11 protein-coding genes and 1 riboswitch are annotated in these 12,948 nt (G+C 48.1%); of the genes, 10 read left to right on the top strand and 1 reads right to left on the bottom strand.

The annotated features are described in order from the left end of the window. Window positions 1-10: 10 nt before the first annotated feature. The 8 genes from HFD99_RS06435 (at window position 11) to HFD99_RS06400 (ending at window position 8,359) form a co-directional block, all read left to right on the top strand. Window positions 11-763: a histidine phosphatase family protein gene (locus HFD99_RS06435; protein ID WP_044785822.1), complete on the top strand. Its 753-nt coding sequence runs from the start codon at window positions 11-13 to the stop codon at window positions 761-763. A 95-nt stretch (window positions 764-858) separates the two neighbouring features. Continuing rightward, a riboswitch (cobalamin riboswitch) is annotated at window positions 859-1,074 on the top strand. A gap of 209 nt (window positions 1,075-1,283) precedes the next feature. Beyond that, complete coding sequence (locus HFD99_RS06430; protein WP_019686596.1) at window positions 1,284-2,291, top strand: ABC transporter substrate-binding protein; 1,008 nt, start codon at window positions 1,284-1,286, stop codon at window positions 2,289-2,291. Further along, the gene (locus HFD99_RS06425; protein ID WP_167440836.1) at window positions 2,288-3,334 is read left to right on the top strand and encodes a FecCD family ABC transporter permease; all 1,047 of its coding nucleotides are present in this window, start codon (window positions 2,288-2,290) and stop codon (window positions 3,332-3,334) included. Before HFD99_RS06430 ends, HFD99_RS06425 begins: the two co-directional genes overlap by 4 nt. After that, entirely contained in the window at window positions 3,331-4,167 is an 837-nt protein-coding gene (locus HFD99_RS06420; protein WP_117288636.1) for an ABC transporter ATP-binding protein, read from the top strand. The genes HFD99_RS06425 and HFD99_RS06420 overlap by 4 nt, the downstream gene beginning before the upstream one ends. A gap of 40 nt (window positions 4,168-4,207) precedes the next feature. Continuing rightward, window positions 4,208-5,278, top strand: coding sequence for a nicotinate-nucleotide--dimethylbenzimidazole phosphoribosyltransferase (gene cobT / locus HFD99_RS06415; RefSeq protein ID WP_031463139.1), 1,071 nt, complete (start codon window positions 4,208-4,210; stop codon window positions 5,276-5,278). After that, window positions 5,275-5,835 carry a bifunctional adenosylcobinamide kinase/adenosylcobinamide-phosphate guanylyltransferase gene (gene cobU, locus HFD99_RS06410; RefSeq protein WP_044785825.1) on the top strand — a complete coding sequence of 187 codons (561 nt, stop codon included), beginning with the start codon at window positions 5,275-5,277 and terminating at the stop codon, window positions 5,833-5,835. Before cobT ends, cobU begins: the two co-directional genes overlap by 4 nt. Then, a complete protein-coding gene (gene cobS / locus HFD99_RS06405; protein ID WP_044785826.1) occupies window positions 5,832-6,701 on the top strand; it encodes an adenosylcobinamide-GDP ribazoletransferase in 870 nt (289 codons plus the stop codon). Before cobU ends, cobS begins: the two co-directional genes overlap by 4 nt. Before the next feature lie 38 nt (window positions 6,702-6,739). Continuing rightward, window positions 6,740-8,359 (top strand): cobyric acid synthase, encoded by a 1,620-nt coding sequence (locus tag HFD99_RS06400; RefSeq protein WP_090887932.1) that lies wholly within the window; start codon window positions 6,740-6,742, stop codon window positions 8,357-8,359. A 98-nt stretch (window positions 8,360-8,457) separates the two neighbouring features. On the opposite strand, the gene HFD99_RS06395 is transcribed toward HFD99_RS06400, so the two are convergent. Next, window positions 8,458-10,161 (bottom strand): methyl-accepting chemotaxis protein, encoded by a 1,704-nt coding sequence (locus HFD99_RS06395; protein ID WP_016820653.1) that lies wholly within the window; start codon window positions 10,159-10,161, stop codon window positions 8,458-8,460. 502 nt (window positions 10,162-10,663) lie between these two features. Here HFD99_RS06395 and HFD99_RS06390 point away from each other — a divergent pair. Continuing rightward, entirely contained in the window at window positions 10,664-11,893 is a 1,230-nt protein-coding gene (locus HFD99_RS06390; RefSeq protein ID WP_123796926.1) for a PTS transporter subunit EIIC, read from the top strand. Between the two features lie 204 nt (window positions 11,894-12,097). After that, window positions 12,098-12,931, top strand: coding sequence for a BglG family transcription antiterminator LicT (licT, locus tag HFD99_RS06385; RefSeq protein WP_016820651.1), 834 nt, complete (start codon window positions 12,098-12,100; stop codon window positions 12,929-12,931). The last annotated feature ends 17 nt before the right edge of the window (window positions 12,932-12,948 follow it).

Genomic DNA, 12,948 nt, shown 5'->3' with positions numbered 1-12,948 from the left:
TGACATTATTTTGAAACAAAATACAGAAGGGAAAAGAGTGCGAGAACGTGCACTAAGTCCGAACCCACAACAGGATAGTGAGCCGAATGATGCTAAAGAAGGTCTGCAATGGGACATGGAGCTCGTGCTAGTTCGTCATGGCACAACCTTATGGAATAAGGAACGTCGATATCTGGGACATGCCGATTTGAGTTTGCTGTCTGGAGCAGAGCAGGAATTAAAGCCTTTACGGGAAAAATTGCAGGGCCAGTCCTTTGCTCAAATCTATTGCAGTGACTTGATGCGATGTCGCCAGACCTTGCAGATCATTTTGCCGGAGTCAGCAAAGACGTCTGAACGTTTCCTGTCTGCTATGCCTCCTATCATGGAACCACGTCTGCGAGAACTTCACTTTGGCGAGTGGGATGGAAAAACGTATGACATGCTTAAGGATGTGGCGTTGTATCGCGCTTGGATTGATGAGCCGCAACGAATCACCCCGCCTGGAGGAGAGTCTTGGGTCCATTTTGTGAATCGTCTGCGCGAATTCCGTGACTCTCTGTTTGCGTGGCGCATTGCTTTGAAGGTTCAGCCAATAGAGTCGAATGCTGCACCGCCCTCTGTTTTGGTTGTCACGCATGGTGGAGTAATTCGCCAATTGGTTTGTATGCTGATACCAGGTCATGATTTTTGGAGTCTGAATCCAAAACCGGGAGAAGCGATTAGGCTTCAGTTAAGGCTGGCAGGACTGCACAATTGTATAGCAAAATTGCTTTTTCACTAGGGTAGTTGTGGCGAATCAAGCAGCTGTTTGGGTTGTAAGCTAACTCTTTTTAACCTATAATCATCAAGTAAAAGAACGGCTTGACTACACTACATCAAATATCCAGCAGACGAGGTCGGCGCCGTGTGAGGGAACTTGCTTTTCTTCATTGCGCTGTTAAAAGGGAAGTCGGTGTGAGTCCGACGCGGTCCCGCCACTGTAAATGGAAACATGCTCATTAGCCCTGTTACATGTGCCGCCAAGCATGTGAAAGAATATCAGGGCATGCCTCTTCCATAAGTCAGGATACCTGCCCGTCCGCCTGTCACCATAATCCTTCGAGGAAAGGATGACGTGTTCGCAGTGACTGTCCATGCGGAAAGAAGCTGCCCGCCTGCGCACGATCTGTGCTAACGTGACCCCTGTATCCTGATATGAGGATGCGGGGGTTTTTGATAGGAAAAGAAGGCTGGAATGAGGAAAATATCGGATGATGTTCAAGTAACGCTCTTAACGATTTTTGTATGAAGGGGTGCAAATCATGGCAGGCAAAAAAATAAAGGTATGGACAACAGGTCTATTGGCGCTGATATTGGCAGTTGTGCTGAGTGCATGTGGCGCGAATGGAAAAAATGTAGAAAATAAAGAGGGCCAAGCTTCTTCACAGCAGCCGGGACAGACCGTAACCGCACAAGAGCCTCCGGGCAAAACGGTTTACCCGCTAACGGTTAAGGATGCAACAGGACAGGAATTTACATTTAAAAAGGCACCGGACAAGATCGTTTCCGTCTCCCCGGCAGAAACCGAGGCGTTGTTCGCTATCGGATTGGATAAGGAAATTGTTGGTGTATCCGACTACTCTGATTACCCGGAGGCAGCTACGAAAAAGCCTAAAGTGGGCGGTATTATGAAACCGAACGAAGAGGCGATCATTGCTGCGAACCCTGATGTCGTTTTTGCAGGAATTTCACTTAGTGAACAGGCTACGACTAAGCTACGTGACATGGGAATTATGATTTTTAAAACGGAACCGAAGACCGTTGAAGATGTCATAGCTAACATCGAATTGTATGGGAAAATCACCGATCATCAGAAAGAAGCGAGAGCGGTGACCGACAAGATGAGAGCAGATGTAGCGGAAGTGAAAGAAGGAGTTAAAAATATCGGCAAAGGGCAGAAGCTACGGGTATACGTCGAATTTTCACCAGGCTGGACAGTGGGTAAAGGCGAGTTTATGGACGAACTGATCACATTGGCGGGCGGCGAAAACGTGGGTGCCACGCAGAAGGGCTGGTACCAAATCAGTGAGGAAAATATTATAGCTGCCAACCCTGACGTGATTTTATACAGCAAAAGTGTGAAGGATGACAAAACAGGCCAGTCCCTCGGCGATATCATAAAAGCTCGTAGTGGATGGGATCAAATATCGGCTGTTCGTAACAATCGTGTATTTGCCGTGGATGATAATTTGATTAGCCGTCCAGGTCCACGCGTAACAGAAGGGCTCAAGGAAGTAGCCAAGGGCGTGTACCCTGAAATTTTCAAATGAATCGTAGACTGATCGGTTTTGGGGGGACTGGTCTTGTCTTGCTGCTGCTGACGCTGCTGCTCTGTCTTGGCATCGGCTCGGTCAGTCTTCCGGTCAGCCAGATCACAGGTATTTTGATCAACCACCTACCGTGGTTAGGTGATACGTTTACACCGGATTGGAATACATCTGCAGAGCAGATTATTTTGAAGGTCAGACTGCCACGGGTGTTACTGGGAATGTTGGTTGGAGCAGCGCTGGCGCTGGCGGGAGCCGGATTTCAGGGTGTGCTGCGTAATCCTTTGGCTGATCCGTATACACTGGGAGTGTCTTCGGGAGCTTCGGTAGGAGCGGCAGTGCTGATTTATTGGGGGCTTCAATTTTCATTTGTGGGTATATGGACCCTTCCGCTAGTCGCATTTATAACCGGCATGCTGACGCTGTGGATGGTGTTGACGTTGGCGCGTGAAGGTGGGAAAATTCCGACCCAAAGCCTCATTTTATCAGGTGTGGTGATGCAATTTTTTGGGGGAGCCATTGTTTCTTTTCTGACAGCCATGTTGAAGGAAACAGTCAATGAAATATTGTACTGGACGTTGGGAAGTCTTAGTCTGCGAGGTTGGTCATATACGGGAATTCTTTTACCTTACGTGATCGTTGGGCTGGTGTTTCTATGGAACCGGGCACGGGTGCTGAATATTCTGGCTTTGGGTGAACGTCAAGCGGCTCATATGGGGGTTCATGTAGATGCGACGAAGCTATCTGTCCTGATCATATCTACCTTGCTGACAGCTGCCGCTGTCTCAGTATGCGGAGTCATTGGCTTTGTCGGACTCGTTGTACCACATATCATTCGTCTGGTGACAGGTCCTGATTACCGGATGATCGTTCCGTTGTCTGCACTGGGTGGAGCTATTTTTATGGCTTGGGCAGATACGGCAGCTCGTACGCTGTTAGCCCCGACGGAAATTCCTTTGGGCGTGATGACAGCCTTTGTGGGAGCACCGTTCTTCGCATATCTCCTGTACCGGAACAAGAAGCTGCGCAGGGGGGATCTGCTGTGACCGAACCAAGTGAATTACTAAAGGTGCGTGCTCGAGCATTAGAGGTAGCGGGCCTGAGCCGTGCTTATGGGGATTTCCATGTGCTAAAGAATGTTAGCTGGAACGTAGACGAAGGAGCTTGGTGGGGGATCATTGGTCCGAATGGGAGTGGAAAATCGACGTTGCTGCATCTGCTTTCTGGCGTAGATCAGCCGACTTCTGGAAGTGTTCATATCTATGGCAAAAAGGTCGGTAGCTACAGCAGAAAAGAGCTTTCCCGACTTGTAGCCGTACTCCAGCAGGAGGGCATTCCTCCAGTGAGATACACCGTCAGGGAAGTTATAGAAATGGGGCGGTTTCCTCATCAGGACTGGCTAGGCAGGGAAAAGGGAGTTGATGTGGAGGCGATTACGGATCGGGTCCTAGCGCGATTGAGTCTAACTTCACTGGCCGACAGAACATTGGACCGCTTGAGTGGAGGACAGCGACAGCGTGTAGCTTTGGCAAAGGTGATGGTGCAGGAACCACAGATATTGCTGCTGGACGAACCTACGACCTATTTGGATTTGCGCTATCAGCTTGAATTTATGGAGTTGTTGGCAGAATGGCGCCAAGAAACGGGCGTGACGATCATTGCTGTCCTGCATGATCTTAATTTGGCGGCACAATTTTGCGATAATTTGCTTGTACTTAAGGATGGAATGGTTGAAGGATTGGGTAGTTCATCGGATTTGCTAACAGAGGACCGGATTCGGCGTGTATATGGTGTGGAGCCTGTGATGCTTCCGCATCCCGATAGCGGTGTGCCGCAGCTCTTGCTGCGCAGAAGCGCTGCGTCTACAGCAAATCAATAGGAGATTGTAAACATACTAAAAAGAGCAGGGAGTGGAAGGTATGAACGACAAGCTGCGTCAGCTGATCGATAGCATAGCCCAGCCGGATGGAGTGGCGGCTTCGGCAGCGTCAGCACATTTGGACCAATTAACAAAGCCACCTGGAAGTCTTGGAAAGCTGGAGAGCTTGGCCATCCAGCTAGCAGGAATTACTGGCGTGGACAAGCCTGAATTTGATCGTAAAACGGTGATGGTCATGGCTGCGGATCATGGGGTGTGTGAAGAGGGAGTTAGCGCCTTTCCAGCTGAGGTTACGCAGCAAATGCTGTATAACATGCTGTCAGGCGGCGCAGCAATTAATGTGCTGGCACGTCATGCAGGCGCTGATGTCCAGGTAATAGATGTTGGCGTGAATGCGGACGTTGCTCACCCGGATTTGGTGAATCGTAAGGTGCGTATGGGCACTTCGAATATGGCTAAAGGGCCAGCCATGCTGCGTACGGAAGCGGAACAAGCGGTTTTGGCCGGAGCTGAAGCCGTAGCAGAAGCGGTTAAAGGTGGCACACGGCTATTCGTTACCGGAGAGCTAGGCATCGGGAATACGACAGCCAGCGCTGCGGTTGTATGTGCGCTCACCGGACTTGAGCCGGAAGTGATCGTGGGTCGGGGAACGGGTGTAGATGTGGCGGGGCTTACCCGTAAAATAGCCGTTGTCTGCCGCGCATTGGATGTGAATCAGCCGGATGCCAATGACGCACTGGACGTGCTGACCAAGGTCGGCGGTCTGGAGATTGCCGCTCTGGCAGGCGTCATCCTCGGCGCAGCCGCGCATCGCTGTCCAGTGGTGCTGGACGGCTTTATTTCCGGCGCGGCAGCCCTTGCTGCACGCGCGCTTGCGCCTGCGAGCGCGGCGTACATGCTTGCTTCGCACGCCTCGGACGAGCGTGGACACGCGGCGGTGCTCCGCCAGCTTAAGCTGGAGCCCATGCTCCATCTGGACATGCGGCTCGGTGAGGGCACGGGCGGTGCGCTGAGCTTGCACCTGATTGATGCGGCGTGCCGCATTATGCGCGAAATGGCGACCTTTGCCGATGCAGGCGTATCGGACGGTCAGGGAGCCGCGCAGCGATGAAGGCGCTCGTGACCGGCGGGGCACGCAGCGGAAAAAGCGGCTTTGCCGAGCAATTATGCATGGCGCGCGCTCCGCGCGCCTGCTATATTGCAACGGCCCAAGCCTATGACGTGGAGATGAAGGAGCGCATCGCTCTTCATCGGCTCCAGCGCGATTCTGTTGGGTATGACTGGCAGACGCTGGAGGAAGCGCAGGCGCTGCCGGAGCTGCTGCGGCGGCTTGGCGACGATCAAGCGTCGCAGCCTGCGCCTATGGTGCTGGTCGACTGCCTGACCCTGTGGCTGTCGAACGTGCTGCTGGCCGCAGGTGAGGACGGCGAAGCTGCGGCCAGAGCCGCCATGGATGAACTGGCGGCAGCTGTGGAGCAGTATCCGGGATCGCTCGTCATCGTAACCAACGAGGTCGGTGACGGTATTGTACCAGAATATCCGCTTGGAAGGCTGTACCGGGATTTGAGCGGGATTATGAATCAGCGGATAGCGCGTGTTTGTGGCGAAGTTTTTTTAGTGACGGCGGGCATTCCCGTAGAACTTAAACAGTTGGAATATAAGCTATGAGCCGCGAACGTCAGGCTGTTGCTGCGGCTTTTCAATTTTTAACCCGTCTACCGGTCAAGGCGGAGCTGGATTTTTCCCCGGAGCTGCTGAAACGCAGTGCAAGCTATTATCCGCTGGTTGGAGTGATTATTGGTATTATCGTCTGGGGCATTGCGGCGCTTACGGCTATGGTGCTGCCACCGCTGCCGTGTGCGATTCTTACCCTTGCAGTCTGGGTCTGGTTGACGGGCGGACTGCATCTGGACGGGTGGATGGATGCTGCGGATGCCTTATTCAGCTACCGGTCCCGTGAACGGATGCTGGAGATTATGAAAGATAGCCGTGTAGGAGCAATGGGGGTTATTGCTTGTGTGCTGCTACTCATGCTCAAGGCTGCTTTGCTGTATACCGTGCTGGTTGAACAAAATGTGTCCGGCTTGTTGTTGCTTCCGATGGTTTGGAGCCGCTGGTTTATGGTACATGCAATGAAGCGCTGGCCTAAAGCCCGTAACGATGATGGACTGGCTGCGCGTTTTGCTGATATGAGTGGTGGACGTGCCGGACTGGCCGTATTTTGGGCTGTAGTCGTGACTCTAGGTGCTGCCGCAGGCCAGTATATACTTGCAGGACCAGCTACAGCAACAGAGGGATCAGGAAACCTGTCGTTAGCAGGATCACACTTACAGACGCTCCTTTCGTATTCTGAAAGCCTTCCAATCTGGATAGGCTTTGCGTTGCTTCCGCTCTTGGCTTACGGAGTTGGAACCTTTACAGCAAACCGTATTAATCGCCGTCTTGGGGGACTTACGGGAGATATATACGGAGCTTTGAACGAACTGCTGGAGACTGTTTTGTTGCTGTTTATTGTCATTTTGTACGGGTTGTGATCAAATTTGAAATGAATTCGTTAAAGGGGAAGAGGCAATTGTCAACTTTCGAACCGTCCCGCACGAACCCGGCAGCTATCTTAATGCTTCAAGGAACAGCGTCGGATGTGGGCAAAAGCGTGGTGACGACCGCGCTGTGCCGGATCTTTCTGCAGGACGGCTACCGTCCCGCACCGTTTAAGTCACAAAATATGGCGTTAAACTCTTATGTTACCGAGGACGGCAAGGAAATTGGACGTGCACAGGGAGTACAGGCCGAAGCTTGTGGTATTGAGGCGACGACCGACATGAATCCGATTCTGATTAAGCCAGTCAAGGATATGCACTCACAAATTGTTGTACACGGTGTACCTTATGCCTATATGAGCGCTTCCGATTACCGAAAGGATTTTTTGCCACAAGCCAAGCACACCGTTATGGATGCGCTGAATCGGCTGCGTGATACCTATGATATTGTGCTTATGGAAGGGGCAGGCAGCCCGGCAGAAATTAATTTAAAGGACCGCGATATTGTAAATATGAACCTTGCAGGCTGGGCGGATGCCCCAGTATTGCTGATTTCGGATATTGACCGGGGTGGTGTCTTTGCCTCTCTGGTAGGGACTATTGAGTTGCTGGAACCCCATGAAGTACAGCGTATCCGTGGATTTATCATTAACAAATTCAGAGGCGATTTGTCCCTGCTTCAACCAGGATTGGACTGGCTGGAAGAACGGACAGGCATTCCTGTACTCGGTGTACTGCCCTATTTACCGGACATTCGCATTGAAGCAGAAGATTCGGTCGTACTGGACAAGAAGCCTAAGCGGTCAGCAAAGGATAAAGAATTGGACATTGCGGTGATACGTTATCCGCGTATTTCCAATTTTACGGACACGGATGCTTTGGCCGCAGAGCCGGATGTAAGCGTGCGTTATGTCACGGAGGCCGGACAATTGGGCGTACCGGATGCCATTATCTTACCGGGAACCAAAGACACCATCGGAGATCTGCTGGAATTGCGTGAAAGAGGGCTAGAGGATGACATTCGAGAGGCCATGAAGATAGGACGCACGCAACTGGTTGGTATTTGTGGGGGCTATCAAATGCTGGGTACAGCGTTATTTGATCCCGATGCCGTCGAATCTGGGTTGCCGCAGCAGGCAGATGGGTTAGGTTGGCTAGCTCTATCCACGACCTTCTTAAAGGAAAAGCAAACCGTGCGCGTTCAAGGAACCCTGTCTAATCATTGCCCACTTTTGCTAAGCACTGCACTTGATTCGGGTTCTACCTCCAAGCCAGTCATTGAAGGATATGAAATACATATGGGTGTTACAGAGTATGTCACGGAACCACATGTATCTATAGACAGGACTCCAGACTCAACGAAAATGAAAACATTATTCCAGATTCAGCGTGGGGAAGGGACTGCCTTTGAGGAAGGTTGGGGTACGACAGACGGTAAGGTATGGGGAACCTACTTGCATGGTGTGTTTGATAATGACCGTTTTCGCCGGTCCTGGTTGGATGGACTGAGACAAGCCAAGGGCTTGCCAGCTTTGGATAGCACTTTTACTGTACGTGAAGCCAAGGAACAAGAATTTGACCGTGTCGCAGAGGTGGTACGCGCTCATTTGGATATGGGACAAATTTACCGCATTCTCGGGATGGATTCATAAACTTCTTCATGGAAGATCCTTTAAAAAGCTTTTAAAAAATAAAGAGGTATCTCTCAGTCATTTTTGTGACTGAGAGATACCTCTTTTAGCAGATCAGCTTACTTAATTTTAAATTTTTGAACCGCCTTTTGCAGCTCAGTTGCTTGTTGGCTTAATTGACGAACAACCTCACTGTGGCTTTCCATTTCATTCAGTTGCTCATCGGCATTTAAACCGATCTCCTGAATCATATGTTGTGCGTTGGCAGCAATGAGAGCTGTCTCCTCCACGGAAGCAGATACTTCCTCCGAGCTGGCGGATACTTGCTCCGTTGCTGCGGATACGGTTTGAATCGTAGCGTTGATCTTTTGCATGAGCTCACTTAGCTGGTTAAAAGCAAAACTCGCCTGTTGAACCATTTCCGTTCCTGAGTGAATCTCACGACTAACCTGAGTCACTGAGTCCACAGATTGCTGAGATACTTCCTGAATGGTAACCAAATAGTCCGAAATTTCCTGTGTTGCTGCTTTGGATTGCTCTGCGAGCTTGCGAACTTCCCCGGCAACTACAGCGAAGCCCCGTCCATGCTCGCCCGCGCGGGCAGCCTCAATGGAGGCATTCAGGGACAACATTTGAATCTGCTTTGTAATATCGAAAATTGCAGAAACGATGCTACCAATAGCTTCTGAGCGTTCATTCATACTATGTATGTATCGAAGCGACTCATCAGCAGCATGTCCTACCTGTGACATTTGAGCTACAGCTTTTTGAGCAAGCGTATTCCCGTTAACCGTTTCTTTCGTTGCTTCACTGATTTGGTCAGATACATCATTGGCAGAGGAAGCGATATGCTGCACACCTTGAGCAATCTCCTCCATAGCCTGTGCATTTTCAGCAGCAGCAGAAGCGATGCTGTTGCTGCCCTTGGCTACTTCTTCAGCGGCAGCTGTAGAGTCCTGGACTTTTACACTCATAGCCTCAGTTCGACGAAGCAGCTCGTCCGACCCTTTAACAACTGCACCTGATGTAGTAAGCACATGGCCGATCATTTCTTTCAAGTTAAGAGACATAGATTGGAAGCTGCGGGCAAGTTGAGCAATTTCATTAACTCCTTGAACCTTTGTATCTTGCGAAAGATCACCTTGGGCAATTTTTTCGCTATGACGAACCAATTCAGCAATGGGCTGTACAACTTTACGAATGACAAGGGTAGAAATAACTCCGCCCAGTATAAGTGTTACCAGCGTAATACCAATGCAAATCCATAGGATTTGTTGGGATTTTTCCTGTACGAATCCAACATCTTCGTTCACGCCAAGAATCAGATTACTGCCTGATATGGCAAAGAAGGCGGTTTTGTGTACTCCATGCGAGTCGCTGTAAATGTCACTGATATTCATCTCGCCTTGTTTGGCTTTTTTAATATCCTCAACAGGAACGAGGGTATCCTTGACCTTATATGCTGATTTTACGTTTCGTGCGACAACTTCGGCCTTACCATCATCCTTCAGCACCGCAATATATGCGGATTCTAATTTGAGGGTGTCGACCTTGTCCTGAAGATAAGCTTCCATCTGCATAGCAGAGCTGGAACCAGACCCACTTCCTTGCCCAGCTTGAACGGCTAAGGAAATATTGAGATCCTGATACACATTTTTAGCCCCAGTTTCTAGCAATTGGTCTACTTGAGGCATGACACTGCTATTAATGATACTCATGGAAACTGCATAAAAACTGATGCTGAACAGAAGAGACGCAAAGAGCTGAATCAGCAAAAACATAATTCGCAGCTTTGCGCCAAGGGAACGATTAAAACGCTTCATGAAAATTCTCCTCTCACATGATGGTGATAAAACAGACGAATTGCCCTGCTTGATGTAGGCCGCTTGTCCAATGAGATACTAGACACGCCATGATCTACTTGTTTTCCTTTCTTTGCTTGAAGAAAAGACTGAAAATGTTCGGATTCTATGTATATTTCAGCTGTATTCAAGGACACAAGATATGAGAAAGGGAAGTAATCCATGATTTACTAAAAAGTAGGTTAGACCTATTTTACATAATTAACAGACGGTTGAATAGTCATATTTGCCCAAAAACAAACAAAAAATATATAACTATGGTCTTGGGTGTTTAGATGTAAGTTTGATGTAAATTATCAGGAGTAGGAAATTAAAAAGCTTTACCCGTGCTTTTATAACTATTGTAAAAAAGAAGGAATATAAGTAGTATAAGGAATGCCACTTTTTACAAGCTTCTTTTAAGCTTGCTTTAATAAGTTCGAATGTGGTCTTCAATATACATATAAAAGGGGAAAAGGCAGTTATGAATCGGGAATTGCTTTCTAAGGAAATAAATTTGGAGGTAGAGGGAGAAAATAACCAGGAACCGACTATAGATCAAGATAAAGCGAATAGAGGAGGGAATCCGTTCAGCCGCCTGTTTGATTTTATCTCAGGCGTATTCACTCCGCTCTTGCCATTGCTAATTGCTGGAGGAATCATTCAGGGGATTGCGACTGTTTTCTTGTTCTTAGATTTTTTTGATACTCAAGTCTTTACCGCTTTAGGGTACATTGGTGGTGTCGTATTTTATTTTTTGCCCATTATGATAGCGGTAAATGCGGCAAGAAAGCTTGGTAGCAATTTATTTATTGCGGCGGCAATTGGGGCCTGCTCATTTCATCCTGGTATTATGGAACTACTGCAATCCGGCCTAAAAATGAATTCAGACGATTTACCCGTGGTGGAGCCACAGTATGTTGCTTCTTTTATACTGATTCTTATTGTTGTCTGGCTTGCATCGAAGATTGAAAAAGGATTGAGTAGGTTCGACCGTTATTCAATTCAACTACTGGTCGTTCCGACATTGACGCTTATCTTGATTGTGCCTTTATTGTTGTTTGTTTTTGGTCCGCTGTGGACGACCCTGGCGCATCATTTGTCGGATGGTTTTGCTTCACTGTTTGACGATGCGGACGTATTTGCAGGTCTGCTGTTTGGTGGGACAATACCTGTGCTCCACTTTGCGGGTATGCAATATATGATGTCGATGAACATAATAGAATCCATGGCTACGAATGGCTATGATTCTATTACCCCTGTTGTTGCGGCGGCAGTCATGGCTCAGGCAGGCGCGGCCTTCGGTGTATGTGTTAAATCCAAAAATGCCAAAGTCAAAATACTTGCTGCTTCCACAGGCCTGTTGGCTATGTTTGGAATCATTGAACCGGCATTATACGGCGTTAATGTGCGTTTCAAAAAACCGCTTATCGCGGGACTGGTCGGCGGGGCTATTGGTGGGGCGTGTATGTGTCTGTTTGAAGTGAAGTTGACTGCTTTTGCAGCCTTATCTGGCTTGCTTAGCTTACCCCTGTTTTCCGACACTACATTTGTTTACGCCATTTTGAGCATGCTGATTTCGTTTGTTACGGCTGGTGTAATTACGTATTTTATGGGCTTTGTGGACGATAAAGAGAAGCCATCAAAAATTGCATCCGCATCCCGTATTCGTGCTTCCTCGGATTTGAATGTGGAAAAGAGCCCTAGCAATTAAGGTGTCACGCAGCGGCTAATTACCTCATGTAAGTGTTTACAAAAAAATCTTGTCAGCTCAGTGTTTATATGATACTATGATGACAGTTAATCAAAACTGCACAATCATGGATTGTTACCATATCGGGCAAAACCATAAACAGGCACTATGTGTCAGTTTTGGTATTGCCTTTTTTTACTACTCCAAGCGGCTTAAGGTGATGGAATGAAGATAGCAAAGGTGCTGAATAATAACGTCGTAACGGTCATTGATGAACAGCAGAAAGAATTAGTCATTATGGGAAGAGGAATTGCTTTTAAAAAAAACACAGGCGATGAGATTGAAGAGGGGAAAATCGAGAAAATTTTCAAGCTTGAAAGTACCGAGGTTTCCCGTAAATTGATGACCCTGATGTCTGATATCCCTATTGAGTATGTTGAACTTTCTGATGAAATCATCCAGTATGCCAAAACGATACTTGGTGTAGAGTTGCATGACAGCATCTATATTTCGCTGACAGATCATATCCATTTTGCCATAGAGCGTTACCGTTTGGGTATGGACATCAAGAATGCACTTTACTGGGAAATCAAACGAATGTACCGCAAGGAATTCGCGATTGGGACCAAAGCATTGCACATGATTCAGGACAAGCTGGGGGTTACACTTCCAGATGATGAAGGGGCGTTTATTGCCTTACATTTGGTGAATGCACAGCTGAACAGTGAAATGCGCGAAACGATAACCCTGACTAATATCGTCAAGGATATCATAAACATTGTAAGCCGCTTTTTTGTAATGGAGCTGGATGAAGAGTCGTTAAGCTATTACCGCTTTATTACACATCTCAAATTTTTTGCCCAACGGGTTATGAACGGAACTCCTGTACAAAATACAGATAATTCGCTTCATGATATGGTTAAGGTACAATATAAGGACGCTTATGCTTGTGCGGAAAAAATAAGAGATTATACGTCTAAGATCTATGGTCGAAGCTTATCCCAGGATGAGATGCTGTATCTCACGATTCACATCGAACGCATCATTAAGAATCAATGATTTTATGGATGATCAGG

Source organism: Paenibacillus sp. EKM301P, assembly GCF_011800295.1.
Taxonomy (GTDB): Bacteria; Bacillota; Bacilli; order Paenibacillales; family Paenibacillaceae; genus Paenibacillus; species Paenibacillus polymyxa.
Note: the sequence above shows the minus strand (reverse complement) of the source record. Positions and strands in the feature narration are given on the sequence as shown.

Bases quoted from the DNA above. Each gene is read 5' to 3' on its own strand.
- HFD99_RS06425 (WP_167440836.1), top strand. From the start codon at position 2,288: ATGAATCGTAGACTGATCGGTTTTGGGGGGACTGGTCTTGTCTTGCTG.
- cobS (WP_044785826.1), top strand. From the start codon at position 5,832: ATGAGCCGCGAACGTCAGGCTGTTGCTGCGGCTTTTCAATTTTTAACC.
- HFD99_RS06390 (WP_123796926.1), top strand. From the start codon at position 10,664: ATGAATCGGGAATTGCTTTCTAAGGAAATAAATTTGGAGGTAGAGGGA.
- HFD99_RS06395 (WP_016820653.1), bottom strand. From the start codon at position 10,161: ATGAAGCGTTTTAATCGTTCCCTTGGCGCAAAGCTGCGAATTATGTTT.
- cobU (WP_044785825.1), top strand. From the start codon at position 5,275: ATGAAGGCGCTCGTGACCGGCGGGGCACGCAGCGGAAAAAGCGGCTTT.
- HFD99_RS06430 (WP_019686596.1), top strand. From the start codon at position 1,284: ATGGCAGGCAAAAAAATAAAGGTATGGACAACAGGTCTATTGGCGCTG.
- licT (WP_016820651.1), top strand. From the start codon at position 12,098: ATGAAGATAGCAAAGGTGCTGAATAATAACGTCGTAACGGTCATTGAT.
- cobT (WP_031463139.1), top strand. From the start codon at position 4,208: ATGAACGACAAGCTGCGTCAGCTGATCGATAGCATAGCCCAGCCGGAT.